Below are 15,786 nucleotides of genomic sequence, written 5' to 3'. Positions count from 1 at the left end.
ACAGACGCTCGGCCACGAAGTCGGCAAGCGAAGCCATGTCCTCCAAGTGCCGACGCCGCTGCGGGCTCTGATCCCGCACCGCGGGTGACTCCGGCGGCAGGGACGATCTGATCGACGGACACGGCGGCGAAGCCGTGCTCGGCGATCTGACCCGTGCCGATCCCACATGCTGTCCGACGGTGCTGCACCGCGCTGTCAGCCAATTGCCAGCCAATTGCCAGCGCTCGAGTAGATGCGCCGTGAGGGCCGCCGCATCGACGACGTGCTGGCACATATCAGCCCGGCGCACAGTGAGAACGTCAACTTCTTCGGCGCCATCGAGTTCGACATCGACGCCGAACTCGCCCGGCTCGGCCCGACCGGGTACCACCGCCGCTGCGCGTGCGTGACACGTTGTTCTGAACGTCCTTGGGCCGTCATGGGCACACTGTCATTGGTGGCCGGGTCTGAAGCAGTTATGGGTGGATGCGCGTCGCGGCTACGGTGAAGGTCACGCTTCCGACGATCACTGCGCCGCCGGTCGCCAGGAGGAGCAGCCCCAGGGGCGAGTGTTCGGTGACCTCGCCGAGCAGGGACCAGATCGCGCCGCGCAGGGCCACCGTGGCCGGTACTGCTAGCGCGGCGGCCGTGGAGGCGGCACGGACTGCGCGATGTATCCGGTTCGGCCGCGGGGCCGGGGCTATGAAGACGAGGACGTGGTTGCCGAGCATTGCCATCCCGAAGAACCCGCTGGTGGCGGTGACTATTGCGAAAACGATCAGCAGCGGGTCGGTCCACCTCTCGCCGATGGCTTGCGCGGCTGTGACTGCTGCCCCTGCGGACACGGCCGCCGCCGCGAGGACGGCGATGTCGTGACGGCGGGTGAACGCCGCGACCGAGCTGTAGTGGGAGGGGCGGACAATGGCCCGGCCGCCGGTGAGCAATGCGGCCAGCGGTTCGATGTCGTCGAGCCAATCACCGTCGTGCACTCGCTCGGATACTGGCAATCGCAGCGCTTTTCGCTGCAGCATCAGCCCGGCGGCGGTGACGGCCGTGAGGACTGTGAGTGCAGTGATCAGCACCGGCGTGGTCGTCGCGGTCCAAGCCGTGCGATCGGCGTCGACCGCGACCGCGATCCAGTCCGTCGTCGCAGTCATCGCCACGAGCCCCGTTATCGCGGCTGCGGTCCGTGCCAGCTGTGCGACGCGGAAGGCTGGTTGTGGTTGACCGTTGCGCCACAACAGCATTCGCAGTGCCATCAGCAACAGCACTGCTGGTACCACGAATTCGGTGAACGACACCACCACGTCATATGGGTCGGCGTGCCACGGGCTCGCCGCCCGCACGGTCTTGGCCTGCGTCGTGGTCCATGCGAAGGCGACGAACCCGGCCCCTGCCACGAAAGAGGCCATCAGCGCTGCACCCGTGACACTCCGGACCCGGCTGCCGACCGATACCACCTGTTCATCCGCCACCGCTACCGCTCCTTTCTGACCGGCCGAGCCGATCAATCACGCGCATAGTACGCGCTGCGTACTACGTGGCGCGAGCTACGCAATGTGTACTAGTCTGCTGGGAAGGGTCGAACGAGGAGGTCCTGATGCTCGCCAACGACGCACAGGTACTGGTGTTGTGCGCGCTTGCCGAGGGGCCGTTGCACGGCTACGCGATCAATGCCGCGATCGAGCACTTGGTCGGGGAGCGGCTGGCGGCCGGCAGCCTGTACGGCGCGCTGGCACGGCTCGAAGCCAAAGGGTTGATCGAAGCTGTCGACGGTGTCGGGCGGCAGCGCCCGGTTCGCCTGACCCCGCAGGGCGCCGCGTTGCTGGAACGGGAACTGCGTGCCATGGCCGAGGTGTCGAGGACCGGATTGCGGCGTCTGGGGGTGAGCCCGGCGTGACCAGCTGCACGCAAATCCTCGTGCGGTTGTTGTATCCGCGGCCCTACCTCGACCGGTGGGGTGAGGACCTGTGCGACGCCGCGCGTTCGGAAGGGTGGCGATCCTGGCCGAATCTGGTGGCGAGCGCGGCCGCCATCTGGCTGCAACCGGCGATCTGGCCGCCTCGTCACCGAGGGCAGCGCACCGCCCGCGCGACCGCGATGGTCCTCGCGGTCGCGGGCTGCGGATGGTTCATCGCCAATCTCCTTACCGAGGACGCCGGCCCAGTCCTCAGGCAGGTGCTGCGGGGCTGCGCGGCGGCCCTGCTGGTGGGGTGCGCGCTGGTGACACCGTTGCCACACCTGAACCGGACTGCGCTGGCTGCGACGGTTCGGCGGTCCACGCGATTTTTCGCTGTTCCGGTGGCCCTGGTCGCGACGGTGGTGATCACCGTGCATGGCAGTGTGCTGCCCCGGATTCCGCCGGTGCCGATCCGGCTGGCTGTCGTGTCGTTGTGGTGGATCGGTTGGCTGCTGGCCGTCGGCGCAGGTTCACGAGTCCTGGCCAACCTCGGCCCCGACACCGTCATCGCACCGAGTCGCTGGCGAGCCGGTGCCGGCGGCGTGGTCCTGGCCGCGGTCGCCGTGGTCACCGGTGCGGTCTTGCTGATCTTTGCTTTCTCCGGTGCCCGATTCGATCCGTTCGCAGCCATCTGCGGTGCACTCACGCTGGTGTTCGGGGTCGCGGGAACCGCAGCACTGTGCGGGCTCCCATCTCTCGCGGACGACTAGCCCACGGCCCCGACGCGGCAACCAATCCGGCCAGCAGGAATATCGCGATCGGCGCACTCGGTCGCACGAATGCGCGAAAGCAGCTAGCTGGGCGGAAGCCAACCTGCAGGCTTGTCCGGCGAGGCGAACCGCTCGGCGGCGGAAAGAGCGAACCAACTCCGTGCGCCTTCGTCTGGCAGGAAATCCTTGGTGATGTACATCTGGTCAATGGTGCGGCGGGTCATCCGCCAGATACCGTCGGCGTCCTTACGGAATCTGTCGGTCGACGCGGCGGTGCGCCGTGAAGGTGGACGCCCGCGTAGGTCGGGTCCGGACCCCGGGTCCGGACCCGACCAATGCCGAAACCCGTTCTCCTAGTGACTCGATCCTTGACTCGAGCCGCTGGTCAATGCGCCGAACAATCCGGAGAGCACGCTGCCACCCAGTGCGCTCGGCAGACCGTTGCTGGAGCCGGACGCGAAGCCGCTGGCCGACCCGGTCAGATATCCGCGACCTGGACCGGTGGTCGAGCCGGAAAAGCCGTCGGGCGCATCGTTGTTCAGTTCGTCGAGACCACAGGCGGCGAGTCCGCCACCGGACCCGCTGGTCAGAGCACTGAGAATCCCGGCCGCCAACCCGGCGGCGGATCCGGCCTGCGGTCCACCGGAGGATCCCCCGAGGAACCCGGTCGCGGACCCGGTAACCGACCCGGTCGCAGCCGATTTGGCCCAGCCGCTGAGGAAACTCTGCAGACAGGCCTGGCCCGGCGGCAGCGCCACATCGGTCGTCGCATCGACCGGTGTCGCGCTGGGATCCTCCACCGTGAGCGGTTCGGCGGTGGCGGGTCCGGCCCCGACAGCGAGGGCGAGGGCGAGGAAAGCGGTGATCAGAATGGTGTATCGCATGGAAAAGCTGCTCTCGTGTGATTCACATCGAAACGCCTACTGCTCGACAACCGTGCAGGACAGTCGATTTCGAGTACAAGCGATGATCCGTCCAGCGATCTCCTGGACGTGTGACCAATTTAGCCCCACGACCACAACTTCGCAGGGCGAATGCGAAACGGAGATGCATACCTTCAGTGACTTCTGCGGCAAGCGCCGCTCGGCGCCGAGGGCATGGAACGATTCATGCTCGGCGTACCGGACCTGACGGGAGGAGGTTCGACAGGAGCAGTCAGGCGAACGGCGCGCTGACGTACGTGCCGGCATCGAAGCGATTCTCGAGTCGTACCAGGAGATGGCACGGATCATGGACAGCGGCAATGTGGCCCGGTCGGATGAGATAAGCCATCGAATGTGGTTGCATCACAACAAACTTGCCTTCATCGCACCCCCGCAGCTGGTTGATCCACTCCAGGAATTGGCCAGAGCACTGCATGCCGCGTACTGGGATGGGTGGTCGGCCGGACAGCAAGCTTGGGCTCATTTGCGGAGCCCACTCGCCCGCTTCAATGAGGCCGCCCGGAACGAGATGACCCCTGTCCGCTGACATTCCTCCCACGCCAACGACCGGACAGATCTCGTCTGCGTTCGGAAAACTATGGTCAGCCGGCCTTTCTCGCGTATTCGGCGGCGGTGAGCAGGCGGTAGGTAGTGGCGCCCGCCGCCAGCTTGATCTTGTACAGCCATGTGCGGTACGCGTCGGCGTTCACTTCCCCGGGAGTGTCGACGGCGTCGGCGTTCATCGCGATGACCTCACCGGTCACCGGGCTGCAGATCTCGTAGGAGACCTTGACCGATTCCAGGACGCCGACGGCCTCACCGGCAGTGACCTGCTTGCCGACCGCGGGCAGCTGAAGGAACACGATGTCCCCGAGGGTGTTCTGGGCGGGGTCGGTGAGGCCGATCGTCAGCGTGCCGTCTGCTTCGGTGCGCACCCACTCGTGCTCGTCGGTATACCTGAGGTCGGCAGGAACATTCGACACGGCAAAGCCCCCTCAGATGTGCAGTGGGATCGATCGGTAACACCATGTCATGGCGGAGCATCCGAGCGTCAGGGCCAGTGGATCCGCAGCCGCGCCGGCACGTCCTCGATCCGGATGTAGTTCACCGACGCGGGCACGCTCAGTGGTGTTGCCCGGTGGCGGCTTTCCCACCAGTAGGTCGCCGCGATCGTCGCGTAGGCGGCGGCCACCGCCACCACGGGCAACAGGATCGCGATTGTCACCAACAGGGTCATCGACATGAGCTGCTCCCCCCGCGCGGAAGAGGTCCCCGCCACACTGCGGCCGATATTGCACACCGGTAAATAGTCTGTGCCTCAACACATCTCGAGCCACCAAACATGTGGTTCGTCCCACGCGGTCAGAGGTCGGGGATGTGGCCTGGACGAGTGGGTGCGTCCAGGCCGCCTCAGCCCGTCGGATGCGTGCCTGCCCGGGTGCGCCCGGGACGCGCCCGCGCGCGGGTGCCGGTCACCGGTCGGGGGGTATGCGTGTCGCCGCCGGTGACAAGGGGTGCAGCAGTTCCGCGCGGCAGCCGAGCAAGGGCATGGGAGATCTCGGGGAAGGCCGCGTTGAGGGAGTTGCCGTTGCGGCTGGTCATGTGACACACGCCGTCGGAAATCCATGCCAGGCAGCGGATTCCGTCGTAGGTCCATTCGTAGGCGTAGCGGGTGTCGCCGTCGGCGGGAGCGGGCCCGGGCGTGGCGAGCATCGGCGCCGGAGGGCGCACCAGACCCCGAACCTACCCGCAAAAGATACCGAGCGGTCGCATCATCGTGATGCTCCGGAATCCCGTATCCCCGGTGGAATTCGTCGTACTGTCCGTGCTGGGAACTACCGTCTGCCGATCGAGCCGGTTCTGGTCATGTGGGTGCGGGTGGCTCGGCGGCGGGGTGCATGACGGCGTCCCACCACGATTCGAGCCGACTCGGCTCCGGCCAGCGCACCACCGGCACATCGTCATCGGAACCGCGGGTGATGGCGGGTGTGGTCGTATGCGGCTTTCCCGGCCGGCGAGCGGGCTTGTCACCGCGTGGTTCGTGTGGGGTTGCTGTCATGGCGCACCTCCGAATCCCTGGCTCGACGCCCGGTCTCACCGGGGCGGGCTGGATTCGCAACTCGCGGCGGCGGTGTACGCCGAGGTCGACCGCGCGCGGGAAATGCCGCGAAGGCCCAGGGCAATGCCGAGGGGTCTGCGCCACCACCGGGGGGCCGACGTGCGCCAGCGTAGGCGTTCAAGGTCAACGGCAGGCTACATCCGAGCCGATTGCCGGGGTCTGCCACATCGGACGGACGAGGTCGGATGGACGAGGGTCTCTCGCCCCAGCGTCGCGGTAGTGAACGTGGGGCGACACCGCACGATCGGGAAGCTGTGAACGAGCGATCCCTCCATGCGTTCACGGGTAGCGGCGCCCGCGCCGCGGCCGCTTGATTGCAGGTATTGACAACCTGCCTCAGGCAGCGCATCATTTAACCACTTGGTTAATTAACCGAATGGTGTAATAAACGTCATGTCCGAGGATCAACTCGACTCTGTCTTCGCCGCTCTGTCCGATGCGACCCGGCGGGCGATACTCGCCCGGCTCGCGGAGGGGGAGGCGACAGTCGGCGAGCTGGCCGAACCGTTCGCGATGAGCTTGCCCGCTGTCTCCAAACACCTGAAGGTGCTCGAGCGCGCCGGGCTGATCACCCGAAGCCGCGACGCGCAGTGGCGTCCTTGTCGACTCGAGCCCGCCCCGCTAGCAGCGGCGACCGACTGGCTGGAGCGCTACCGAAACTTCTGGGGCGATCGCCTCGATCGCCTCGACGAACATCTGCAACGCATTCAACATAAGGAGCTACCGTGACCGAACACCTGGACCTGCCACAGGGGGACCTGCGGCTGCTGGATACCACTATCGCGCGCGAACTGCTGGTGGCGAATCTGCCTGCCCGGCTGGCCTTCACTGCCGCCGACGGCACCCCACGCGTTGTCCCGATCAACTTCTGGTGGAACGGCGAGGAGGTGGTGATGACCGGATTCGCGCCCTCGCACAAGAACCGTGCGTTGCGCGCTCGGCCCGATGTCGCCCTCACCATCGACACCAACGACGCTCCGCCGCAGGTGCTGCTGCTGCGTGGCCGTGCCGAGATCACCGAATCCGACGGCCTTCTACCTGAATACGCGGCGGCCATGCGCAAGGGCGGCGACCCCGCGGTGGAGGAGTATCTGCAGTTTGTGGCCGGGATGGCGCCCCGTATGGAGCGCATTGCCGTGCGACCCACCTGGGCTGCGGTGATGGACTTTCGTACCCGCTTCCCCAGCGGCGCACCCGACTGGATGACCGGTCAGCAGCAGCCCGCCTGAACCCCTCGCGAGAATCCGAGAGAACCAACGCCTCATGAGCAACCGCGAATTCACCCTTGTCCGTGTCTTCGACGCGCCCCGGGACCTGGTCTTCCGGGCCTGGATCGAACCCGACCAGATCGCCGAATGGGCCGGCCCCCACGGCTTCACCACCCGCCGCGACAGCATCGTCGCCGAACCAGTCCCCGGCGGCCGCTACGAATCGATCATGGTCTCCGACACCGACGGCACCGAATACCGCAACGTCGGAACATTCCGCGAGATCGTCGAACCCGAACGGTTGGTGTTCACCTGGGGTGACCCCACGGGCGATGGCGGCCCCGAGCGAGATTCCGTCATCACGGTCACCTTCGCCGATGCCGGAGACGGCAAGACCGCTATGAACTTCCACCTGCTGGCTCCCGGCCCGTTGTCCCCGGACGACGGCGCGGCCTACGGCTGGGGCCAAAGCTTGGACCGCCTCGCACATATCCTTTGACAGCGGCTGTGGTCCGGGGGGACGGGACCCGATATCGCAATCGGCAGAACGAAATCTGGTCGAACCTGCGAACCGCACTCACCGACATCTATCTGGCCAATGTGACTCCACAGTTGCGTAACCGACTGTTCGTCCTTCATGCCTGCCGACCTCGAGCCCGGACAATGCCACCAGTGGCTACGTGAACGCGCCAGCGTCATCGCGCAGCCGCGCGCAGTGGTCAGGCAGTTCGAGTCTGCACCATGGCGAACACTCGATCCTGCCTGCTAGACCTCTCTTTCGGACACGATCCAGAGCGACGGGCAACCTGGACCCGGCTGGGTCCCCTCACGCACCACCGACCGCACCTGATGGGTCATCCGCGTGGTGCGACGCTGATAGCGATCCAGGACGCCGGGAACCTGTTCTCGAAATGTCTTGCAGCAGTTCGATGTCAGGCACACCAGGCGGCGGACACGGACCTGCAACACCACCGCCCGACTGTCGAGCGGAACCTCGACCACGGTCCGGCGGTGGTAGGCATGCAACCGGGCTGAGTCCGTTCCGCAGCCAGGGCAAGCGGCCGGACCGCCCGGAGTCCTCGCCCGCACCAGGATCCGCTCGCCCTCATCGACAACATCCTCGACCACCAGTGGCCATATCCCTGAAAAGCCCACGGCTGCAGGCACATTCACCTCACGCACCGGAACATCGTGCCGTCACCGACGCGCAGTCACGACCGCAAGAGGGACAGAGCCGTTAATCCGACACTCCCGTGAGTTCGTCCGGACTCGGATGGCAACGGCCAGTTGATCTTCCGTCACCGTGCCCCGTCCGGCCGGTCAGCGCGGTACACAGCTGTGCGGACGTTGTGCGTTTTCGGGTGACGCGAGAGATCGGTCGAAGTAGGTGTCGGTGGTGCTGTGTTAGATGGCACTGTGAACGAACTGCTGCGCCGCCTTCCCGACATTCCGATCCTTCGTAACCGCTGTCGGGCGATGGCAATGCTCGATGCTGTTCTCAGCCCGGAGTGGGAGGCCCGCTACTACTCGTTCAACAGCCGCTGGGGCGATGCCGAAGAGATGGCTTCGATGCGTAACGGCTCCGGTGACGACTGGTTCATCGTCTTCTCCACCGTCGGTGTCTATGGCCGCGGGTTCGACCATGAAACACCCAATGCCCCAAAGGTACTCGATGCTGCGCCAGCGGTCTTCGGTCCCTACGTCACCGAGCCTGCGTTCGCCGATCACGACGGTTCGCCCCTTGCTACGGTGTGCTTCTGGCGTGAACCTCGCGACACCGGCTGGGGCGTGTCTGCCGCCGACCGTGGCGGTCGCGGATTGTTCGAGCTGCTGGTCGAAGGTACACCCGAGGGCTACCGGCAATGGGCCCAGGATTACTACGAGGCCGAGGTGAGCCTGGCGGCAGTCCAGCACGTGTACGCGCTGCTGCCACTGACGCCCACGGTGGTGACGGGGCTCAATCCTGATGCCGACCTCATCGATCTGGAGCCAGACATCATCGAAATCGGCTACCCACGTTGAGCATTCGATGCCCACCGGCCTTTGCCGCCCGCCCGATACCGTATCCGCCATCGGGCGAATAGTGACGGTAGGCGGGCCGAGGCTCCCGGTCCGGTCAGCGCGACCAGCGGCAGCTGCGGACGTTCTGCACCGCAGCGGGTTCCGGCCGCCGGCGCCTCGCGTTGGCCGGTTCGGTCAGCGCGGTATGCGGCTACTTAAGACTGGTGGTAGGACTTGATCCCGGCCAGGATCAGTCCCAGGTACCCGGTGGGAAGCTCTCTAATCGGCTGCCCGCCAGCAGTATCGGTGTGGCTCGCTAATGGCTTGCGTCCCTCCGGGTTACCGTGCGGGTGTGGCTGGAAAGGGGTCTGCTCGGGCTCGAAGTAGCGGTGCCTTCTCGCACGGATACCCCTCCGTCGATCTGGAAGGATACCGATGCCGGTCATCATCGGAATGGACCCGCACAAACGCTCGGCCACCATCGAAATCATCGATTCGAACGCGACGATCCTCGCTACCGGCCGTTACGGCACCGATACCGCCGGATACGGCGAAATGCTGACCGCCGCACAACGATTCCCGCAGCGCGTGTGGGCGATCGAGGGATGCAACGGTGTCGGTCGGCATGTGGCGCATCGGCTGATCGCCGACGGGAGACCGTCATCGACGTGCCCGCGAAACTGTCGGCGCAGGTGCGGGTGTTCGCCACCGGCAACGGACGCAAAACCGACCCGGTCGATGCGCATTCTGTCGCGCTGGCAGCGTTGCGGTCACCGAATCTGCATCAGGTACAGGCCGATCCGGAGCTGGTCGCGTTGGGTCTGCTGGTCGATCGTCGTGACGAGCTCGGTCGTGCCCGCACCGAACTGCTCAACCGGATCCACCGGCTGCTGTTGGAGTTGATACCCGGTGGCGCCAAGAGGTTCCTGTCGGCCAGGCAGGCCCGCGCCCTGGCCGAGGCTGTCGAACCCGGCGATGCTGCGGCGACAGTCCGGCTGCGGCTGGTGACAGAGTTGATCGACGACCTCGAGGTCGTCGACCGGAAAACCAAAGCCGCGGACAAAGAACTCGAACAACTGGTGGTCGCGCGCGGGTCGACCCTGATGGACCTGCACGGCATCGGCCCCTCCGGCGCGGCACGGCTTCTCGCCGATACCGACACCATCCACCGTTTCGCCTTCCGTGACCGGTTCGCGTCCTGGAACGGCACCGCGCCCTTGGACGCCTCCTCCGGCCAGCAGCAGCGGCATCGGCTCTCCCGCGCCGGCAACCGGAAAATCAATCATGTCCTGCACATCATGGCCGTGGTCCAACTACGTAACCCGACCCCGGGCCGGGTCTACTACGACGGCAAGAAAGCCGCTGGCAAGACCTCCATGGAAGCGATGCGCGCCTTGAAACGGCGCCTGTCCAACGTCGTCTACCAGCAGATGCTCACCGACCAGCGACGACGAGACGCGGCGAGCCCGGGAGGGCACTCGGGGGCGACTACTGACTCCAGCGCGACCGGCTCTACCCCGAACACCGATCCTTCGGACAAGCCACAACCCGGACTCACCACCACCCAGCCTAACCAACTGCAAACCGCCTCTTGACATAAAGGGGAGCCATTACCGGATGTTCTGCAGCGCACCAGGTTCCGGTCGCCGGCAGCCGCTGGACGGATCTGACTGGCCGCAGCATTACACAGACCAATCCAGAAGTGCGATCCTGACGTCCACGTGACGTGGATCGAGCGGTCCTACCACCGCCGGCGACGGCAGACCGCCCTCGGTCGTTTGACGCCGATCGAACCATGACCCCACCGGCCAGTCAGGCCACGTGATCACAGCTGTCGCCTGATAGTGCAGCAGTCCAGGATTCGGTGGCGGAGTAGCTGGAAGCCGGTCCTGCCGTACATCTGCCGTTTGATCAGCTTGGTCTTCGTGTTCACGCCCTCGATCGGGGCCGCTGCAGGGAAGGGTGAGGCCGGCGACGGCGTCGTCATGGTCCTGATCGAGACCGGTCAAGAAGGGTTCGAGTTCGGGCAGTCCGGCCTCGCGGACCTGTTTCATCCAGCAATCCATCCCCGGACGCCGAGCTGTGGCTGTAGCGGTCGGGGGCTTCGTCTCTGCGTGGCGTGGGGACCGGTGCACCACATACGATGATCGTCGGTCATCCGGCCACGGTTGGGTGGCTGCTGTGGAGATACGGATCCCGTCACCCCGCCTGGGCGGCCGGCCTGGTCTGGCTGGTGACCGACCGTGTCGGCTGGGCCGCCATCGCCCAGGCAGCCGACGGTCCTGGCATGTCGCCCGTCTCCGGAGGCCCGATCCCCGGAAACCAGGGTGTCAATCTCGTTGGGCGGGAACCAATTCCATGGCGCGGGCCAGGAACGGATAGCAGCCGGGTGCGTTCTTGTCGACCTTGGCGACCACGGCGCGTCTTGGGGCCATCGGCGAATCAGTCGTCGATGTCGTGCTGCGGGCATTCAGCCAGAGCGGTTCCTCGTGATCTCAGGAATGCCGGTGCCGGTGCCGGTGCCGTCGTCGAGCAGAGTGTTCGCCTGTGCGGGCTGCTCGGCCTGCGGGATGGCATGCGTCGCGGCGATGTGCACGTGCCAGGCTCACGCCGTAACGCAGACCCGGCTGCCTACCTGCTCACGCCCGAACAGTGGGTGCCGCAACGCACCGAATTCTGCCGCTTGGTCGACAACCGCCGATCCGGCCCGCGCGCTGGCGGCCGCTACCGACGAACTGCACGAAGTCCTCGCCCGACTCGGACATCCGAGGACCGTCGCGGTGTGGCAGCGGCGGCGGCTCGGCCGGCCGTGCCCACCGGCGGGTGCAGGTGGCTAGCCGGGGGTCGAGAGCTCGGCCAGGCCGCGTAGGCCCGCGGCGAGATCCTCGGGCGTGGGGGAGTGGTCGGGGTCGATGAGGTATTGGACCAGCAGGCCGCCGATGAGGGTTTGCAGGAGTGCGCCGATGGCGGGGTCGCCGGCGCCGAGGGCTTCGGTGAGGCCGGCGCGGGCTTGTTGTTGTGCGGCACCGGTTTCCGCGCGCAGGGCGGGGGAGTGCAGGGCCTGGGCCGCGGATTCGATATTGGCGGTCCAGATCACCCGGTCGGTGGTGAACGAGTCGATCAGTTTGTGCCAGAAGGTGTTCAGGCGGGCGGCCGGGTCGCCGGCCCGATCGGCGGGCAGGGAGTCGAGGATCTGCTGGACGGCGGCGGCGGTGGCCTCGAGCATGGCCTGGTTCAGTAGCTTGTCGCGGGTGCCGAAGTGGTAGTTGATGGCCGCGAGGTTGGCGCCGGAGGCGGCAACGATGTCGCGCACGGTGGTGCGGGCGTAGCCGCGGTCGGCCAGGCACTGCTTGGTCGCGGCGAGGAGATCTTCTCGGGTTCCCACGGCGGTAGAGCCTAGCACCGGGTGAAACGGTCGTTTGTAACAGTTGTTTCAAACAGATGTTTTGTACGTTCGTGTGAAACGTGTGTATGGTCGAGTTCGGCACGATCCATCACACGGAAGTACGAGCCTCGACATGACTCAGCAGAGACTGTTGTCCCCTTTCGAAACCAGCTATTTCGCCACCGACACCCGTCTCGGCAGCGTGCCGATCGGCGGGATGCCGCTGTTCATCGGCACCACCGTGCGCGGTGCGGTCGATCCCGCCGTGCTGCGGCGGGTGCTCGGCGAGCTCGCGGCCGGGCATGTGCTGCTGCGCAGCCGGGTCGTCACCGTGGCGGGGGTGTCGCGGTTCGATGTGGACGAGGGCTATGTGCCGCCGTTGGAGGTGCGCGACGGCGAGGTCGACGAGTACTGGGCACTGGTCAACACCCGCCCGGACTGGAGTGCGGGGTTGTTCCGGGCGGTGCTGCTGCGCGGGCCCGTGGACAGCCGCATCGTGCTGGTCATCCATCACGGGATCAGCGATGGGCGTTCGGCTTTCGCGCTGCTGGACGAGCTGTGGCGGCGCTACAGCGCACACTTCGCGGGAACGGCACTACCGCTCGAGGATTCGGATCGGGACCTGCTCGACGGGGTCGATCGACTGCTGGCGCGGGTCACCACCGACGCCGAGGTCGACGGATTCCTCGCGCAGGTAATGGAGATGGCGACGACCGTCGGGCCCGAGGGCGCGCCGCGGACCCTGCCGCACGACGGCGACGGGTCGGGCGATCCCGGCGGGCGATTGGCGTTGCGCCGCATCGAATTGTCGCCCCGGCACACCGGCGAGCTGGTGGAGGTGGCGCGCGCACAAGCGATCTCGGTCAACAGCTTGCTCGCCGGCGCCGCCCTGGCGGCGGTGCGCGCCGAGCTCGCCGAGGACGGGCCGCTGCCGTTGATGTGCGGGCATGCCGCAGATCTGCGGCCGGAACTGTCGCCGCGACTGCCGGTCTCGACGATGCTCAATTGCGCCTCGGGGGCGGGAACCCCGACGCTGGTGGATCGGGATGCCGATCCGCGGGCACTGGGCGCGGTGGTCGACGCGACCATGCGGCAGATGCTGGACACACGGTTCCCGGCGCTGTTCATGCGGGCCGCGCAGCGGGCGCTGGCGCCGGAGGTGGCGGCGATGCTGTCGGGTGCGCCGGCGATCGCACTGTCGAATATGGGCCGGCTGCCCGCGCATCCGATGCCGCCGGGCCTGGAGTTCGTGCGGGACGAGGTTTTCGCGATGGCTGCCGGTATGCCGCCGAAGATGACGATCTTCACGGTCGGAGATCGGCTGACGATTCAGGTGGAATACGACACCGCCGAGCACAGTCACCGCCAGATGGGGCGGATCGCCGAGTCGATGAGCGATCTGCTGGCCCGGGTGACCTGGACGGCCGCCGCGCGCGGGTGACACCACCGGCGAGGCGGCGCCCATCGCAGTGGACGCGAAAACGGCTGTGGGCCTGGACGACTCGTCCAGGCCCACCTCTGTTCCGGTGGCGTGCCCCCGGATCAGCTCATATTGATCACGCCGTCCGGCGGCGGGGTCAGATACAGCGCGGCGATCTCGGTGGCGTACTTGGCCGCGATCGGGTTGCGCTTGAGCTTGAGGGTCGGGGTGAGTTCGTCACCGCCGGGCTCCCAGCCCAGATCCAGGATGGTGAAGCGCTTGATCTGCTCCACCCGCGAGAGCTTGGCATTGGCCGCGGCGACCGCGGCCTTGATCTCGGCGACGATCTCCGGGTGCGCGGCCAGGGTCTTCAACTCGGCGTCGGGGGTGCCCAGGGCCTTGGCCCGCACCACCGCGGTGTCGGGGTCGAGCACGATGAGCGCGGCGATGAACGGCTTGGCGTCACCGATCGCCACCACCTGGCCGACCAGCGAGGACACCGCCTTGACGGTGTTCTCGATATTGGTGGGAGACAGGTTCTTTCCCGCCTCGTTGATGATGAGTTCCTTCTTGCGGTCCACGATGGTGATGTAGCCGTCGCCGTCGATGGTGGCGACGTCACCGGTGTGCAGCCAGCCGTCGCCGTCGATGGCCTCGGCGGTCTTGTCGGACATCTTGCGGTAGCCGTGGGTGACGATGCCGCCGCGGACGAGCAGTTCCCCGTCCTCGCCCAGGCGAATCTCCAGCCCGCGCAACGGAACACCGACGGTGCCCGGCTTCGGCTTGGCCAGCGGGGTGTAGGTGCCGACGCCGGAGGTCTCCGACATGCCCCACACCTCGGTCACCGTGAAGCCCAGGCCCAGCAGGTATTCCAGGGTCTCCGGCGGGATCGCGGCCGCACCCGAGGCGGCGACGCGCAACTCGTCGAAGCCCAGGGCGTGACGCAGCTTCGACAGCACCAGCGCGTCGGCCAGCTTGTGCTGCACATCCAGCAGCGGGCCGCGGCCGGTGCCGGCCAGATCCGCGCGGGCGGCCTGCGCGCCGACCCCGAGTGCCCAGTTGGCGAGGGCCTTCTTCACCGGGCTGGGCTCGGTGGCGAGCTTGGCGTCGATCCCGGCCTTGATCTTCTGCCACACGCGCGGCACGCCGAAGAACGCGGTCGGGCGGGCGTCGGGCAGGGCGGCGGCGATCTCGCGGGGGTCGGGCACGCAGGTCATCTGCACGCCGGTGAACAGGTTGGCGCAGTGGCCCGAAATGCGGTCGGCCACATGGGCGGCCGGCAGGTAGGACACCGAGCGGTCGTCGAGGCCGACGGTCAGCGGGCCCTCGACCAGGCCCACGATCTGGGCCACCACATTCGCGTGGGTGAGCTCCACGCCCTTGGAGGGGCCGGTGGTGCCCGAGGTGTAGATCAGCGTCGCGACATCGTCGGGCTGCACCGCCTGCCAGGCGGCATCGAAGTCGAAGTCCGCCTTGGGCGCGGCCTCCACCTCGGCCAGGGTCAGCGTGCCCGCCGCCGAACCCTCCACCAGCACAATGTGTTCCAGCTCTACGCCCGCCCCGCGCACCACGTCCAGGAACGCGGGCTCGGTGATCACGAGCTTGTTCTCGGCATTGGTGAACAGGTGCGCGATCTGCTCGGCGGAGCTGGTGTTGTAGATCGAGAACGGCGTCGCCCCAACGTGCAACGCCGCCGTGTCGACCAGATTGAATTCCGGCCGGTTGGTCAGCATGATCCCCACGGTGTCCCCGCGCCCCACCCCCAATCCGGCCAGTCCCGCCGCGATGGCGCGCACCCGTTCCCCGTACTCGCGCCAGGTGATCTGCTGTGTCCCCCCGACGGTCCGCAATGCCACCTGCCCCGGCCGCAGCGTCAATGTCTCCTGGAATGCCTGCGGAATCGTGTGAACGGTTTTCCCAGATGCGTGCGCATACCCGATGTCAGTCGTCATAACCCTTTTCCCGATTGCCTCTCGCTTCGCCCGCCACATGCGCACCCACCTGCGCGAACCCCGACGTCCGAGAGAACGACCAACCCGATCACGCGATGGCCACGCGCCGTCTGTGGCGCGGCTCACTCA

The 15,786-nt window shown here is 66.9% G+C and carries 18 protein-coding genes and 2 pseudogenes; 9 read left to right on the top strand and 11 right to left on the bottom strand.

What is annotated here, in order from left to right; translation table 11 throughout:
• Positions 1–455: 455 nt before the first annotated feature.
• A complete protein-coding gene (locus ACWEQQ_RS31280) occupies positions 456–1,454 on the bottom strand; it encodes a hypothetical protein (protein ID WP_452350760.1) in 999 nt (332 codons plus the stop codon).
• A gap of 125 nt (positions 1,455–1,579) precedes the next feature.
• On the opposite strand from ACWEQQ_RS31280, the gene ACWEQQ_RS31275 reads away from it, so the two are divergent.
• Both ACWEQQ_RS31275 and ACWEQQ_RS31270 read left to right on the top strand, forming a co-directional pair.
• Positions 1,580–1,879, top strand: a complete 300-nt coding sequence (locus ACWEQQ_RS31275) for a PadR family transcriptional regulator (RefSeq protein WP_354959690.1) — start codon at positions 1,580–1,582, stop codon at positions 1,877–1,879.
• On the top strand, positions 1,876–2,649 hold the full coding sequence (locus ACWEQQ_RS31270; RefSeq protein WP_452350759.1) for a hypothetical protein: 774 nt from the start codon (positions 1,876–1,878) through the stop codon (positions 2,647–2,649). The genes ACWEQQ_RS31275 and ACWEQQ_RS31270 overlap by 4 nt, the downstream gene beginning before the upstream one ends.
• An 83-nt stretch (positions 2,650–2,732) precedes the next feature.
• Here the strand turns inward: ACWEQQ_RS31270 and ACWEQQ_RS31265 are convergent, their stop codons facing one another.
• From ACWEQQ_RS31265 to ACWEQQ_RS31240, 6 genes are all read right to left on the bottom strand, one after another.
• Entirely contained in the window at positions 2,733–2,873 is a 141-nt protein-coding gene (locus ACWEQQ_RS31265) for a hypothetical protein (protein WP_452343527.1), read from the bottom strand.
• A gap of 129 nt (positions 2,874–3,002) precedes the next feature.
• Positions 3,003–3,533, bottom strand: a complete 531-nt coding sequence (locus ACWEQQ_RS31260; protein ID WP_452346514.1) for a hypothetical protein — start codon at positions 3,531–3,533, stop codon at positions 3,003–3,005.
• Positions 3,534–4,174: 641 nt separating this feature from the next.
• The gene (gene gcvH, locus ACWEQQ_RS31255) at positions 4,175–4,555 is read right to left on the bottom strand and encodes a glycine cleavage system protein GcvH (RefSeq protein ID WP_452350758.1); all 381 of its coding nucleotides are present in this window, start codon (positions 4,553–4,555) and stop codon (positions 4,175–4,177) included.
• 68 nt (positions 4,556–4,623) lie between these two features.
• On the bottom strand, positions 4,624–4,815 hold the full coding sequence (locus ACWEQQ_RS31250) for a hypothetical protein (protein WP_452350757.1): 192 nt from the start codon (positions 4,813–4,815) through the stop codon (positions 4,624–4,626).
• Positions 4,816–4,982: 167 nt separating this feature from the next.
• The gene (locus tag ACWEQQ_RS31245; protein WP_452350756.1) at positions 4,983–5,303 is read right to left on the bottom strand and encodes a hypothetical protein; all 321 of its coding nucleotides are present in this window, start codon (positions 5,301–5,303) and stop codon (positions 4,983–4,985) included.
• Between the two features lie 133 nt (positions 5,304–5,436).
• Positions 5,437–5,631, bottom strand: a complete 195-nt coding sequence (locus ACWEQQ_RS31240) for a hypothetical protein (protein WP_452346510.1) — start codon at positions 5,629–5,631, stop codon at positions 5,437–5,439.
• A 453-nt stretch (positions 5,632–6,084) separates the two neighbouring features.
• Between ACWEQQ_RS31240 and ACWEQQ_RS31235 the strand changes: the two genes are divergently transcribed.
• From ACWEQQ_RS31235 to ACWEQQ_RS31225, 3 genes are read left to right on the top strand one after another with little or no spacing between them, the layout of a single operon-like run.
• Positions 6,085–6,420 carry an ArsR/SmtB family transcription factor gene (locus tag ACWEQQ_RS31235; RefSeq protein ID WP_364611996.1) on the top strand — a complete coding sequence of 112 codons (336 nt, stop codon included), beginning with the start codon at positions 6,085–6,087 and terminating at the stop codon, positions 6,418–6,420.
• Positions 6,417–6,920 (top strand): pyridoxamine 5'-phosphate oxidase family protein, encoded by a 504-nt coding sequence (locus tag ACWEQQ_RS31230; protein WP_452350755.1) that lies wholly within the window; start codon positions 6,417–6,419, stop codon positions 6,918–6,920. The genes ACWEQQ_RS31235 and ACWEQQ_RS31230 overlap by 4 nt, the downstream gene beginning before the upstream one ends.
• Positions 6,921–6,954: 34 nt before the next feature.
• Positions 6,955–7,398 carry an SRPBCC family protein gene (locus ACWEQQ_RS31225; protein ID WP_452350754.1) on the top strand — a complete coding sequence of 148 codons (444 nt, stop codon included), beginning with the start codon at positions 6,955–6,957 and terminating at the stop codon, positions 7,396–7,398.
• A gap of 326 nt (positions 7,399–7,724) precedes the next feature.
• Here the strand turns inward: ACWEQQ_RS31225 and ACWEQQ_RS31220 are convergent.
• Positions 7,725–8,081 (bottom strand): annotated as a pseudogene (locus tag ACWEQQ_RS31220) (transposase family protein); the annotation flags it as partial.
• Positions 8,082–8,315: 234 nt separating this feature from the next.
• On the opposite strand from ACWEQQ_RS31220, the gene ACWEQQ_RS31215 reads away from it, so the two are divergent.
• Positions 8,316–8,921: a hypothetical protein gene (locus tag ACWEQQ_RS31215; RefSeq protein WP_452339988.1), complete on the top strand. Its 606-nt coding sequence runs from the start codon at positions 8,316–8,318 to the stop codon at positions 8,919–8,921.
• A gap of 584 nt (positions 8,922–9,505) precedes the next feature.
• Entirely contained in the window at positions 9,506–10,495 is a 990-nt protein-coding gene (locus ACWEQQ_RS31210; RefSeq protein WP_452350854.1) for an IS110 family transposase, read from the top strand.
• Positions 10,496–11,370: 875 nt separating this feature from the next.
• On the opposite strand, the gene ACWEQQ_RS31205 is transcribed toward ACWEQQ_RS31210, so the two are convergent.
• Positions 11,371–11,496 carry a hypothetical protein gene (locus ACWEQQ_RS31205; protein ID WP_452350859.1) on the bottom strand — a complete coding sequence of 42 codons (126 nt, stop codon included), beginning with the start codon at positions 11,494–11,496 and terminating at the stop codon, positions 11,371–11,373.
• On the opposite strand from ACWEQQ_RS31205, the pseudogene ACWEQQ_RS31200 reads away from it, so the two are divergent.
• Positions 11,446–11,659: pseudogene (locus tag ACWEQQ_RS31200) on the top strand (hypothetical protein); the annotation flags it as partial. The gene ACWEQQ_RS31205 and the pseudogene ACWEQQ_RS31200 sit on opposite strands and share 51 nt — an antisense overlap.
• Before the next feature lie 74 nt (positions 11,660–11,733).
• Here the strand turns inward: ACWEQQ_RS31200 and ACWEQQ_RS31195 are convergent.
• Positions 11,734–12,285 carry a TetR/AcrR family transcriptional regulator gene (locus ACWEQQ_RS31195; RefSeq protein WP_452350753.1) on the bottom strand — a complete coding sequence of 184 codons (552 nt, stop codon included), beginning with the start codon at positions 12,283–12,285 and terminating at the stop codon, positions 11,734–11,736.
• Positions 12,286–12,418: 133 nt separating this feature from the next.
• Between ACWEQQ_RS31195 and ACWEQQ_RS31190 the strand changes: the two genes are divergently transcribed.
• Positions 12,419–13,726 (top strand): phthiocerol/phthiodiolone dimycocerosyl transferase family protein, encoded by a 1,308-nt coding sequence (locus tag ACWEQQ_RS31190; RefSeq protein ID WP_452350752.1) that lies wholly within the window; start codon positions 12,419–12,421, stop codon positions 13,724–13,726.
• A gap of 101 nt (positions 13,727–13,827) precedes the next feature.
• Here the strand turns inward: ACWEQQ_RS31190 and ACWEQQ_RS31185 are convergent, their stop codons facing one another.
• Positions 13,828–15,657 (bottom strand): AMP-dependent synthetase/ligase, encoded by a 1,830-nt coding sequence (locus tag ACWEQQ_RS31185; protein ID WP_452350751.1) that lies wholly within the window; start codon positions 15,655–15,657, stop codon positions 13,828–13,830.
• Between the last annotated feature and the right edge of the window lie 129 nt (positions 15,658–15,786).

The sequence above is a fragment of the Nocardia sp. NPDC004123 genome (genome assembly GCF_053603795.1).
The sequence above is the reverse complement of the archived record's forward strand: the minus strand, read 5'-3'. Positions and strand labels throughout refer to the sequence as shown.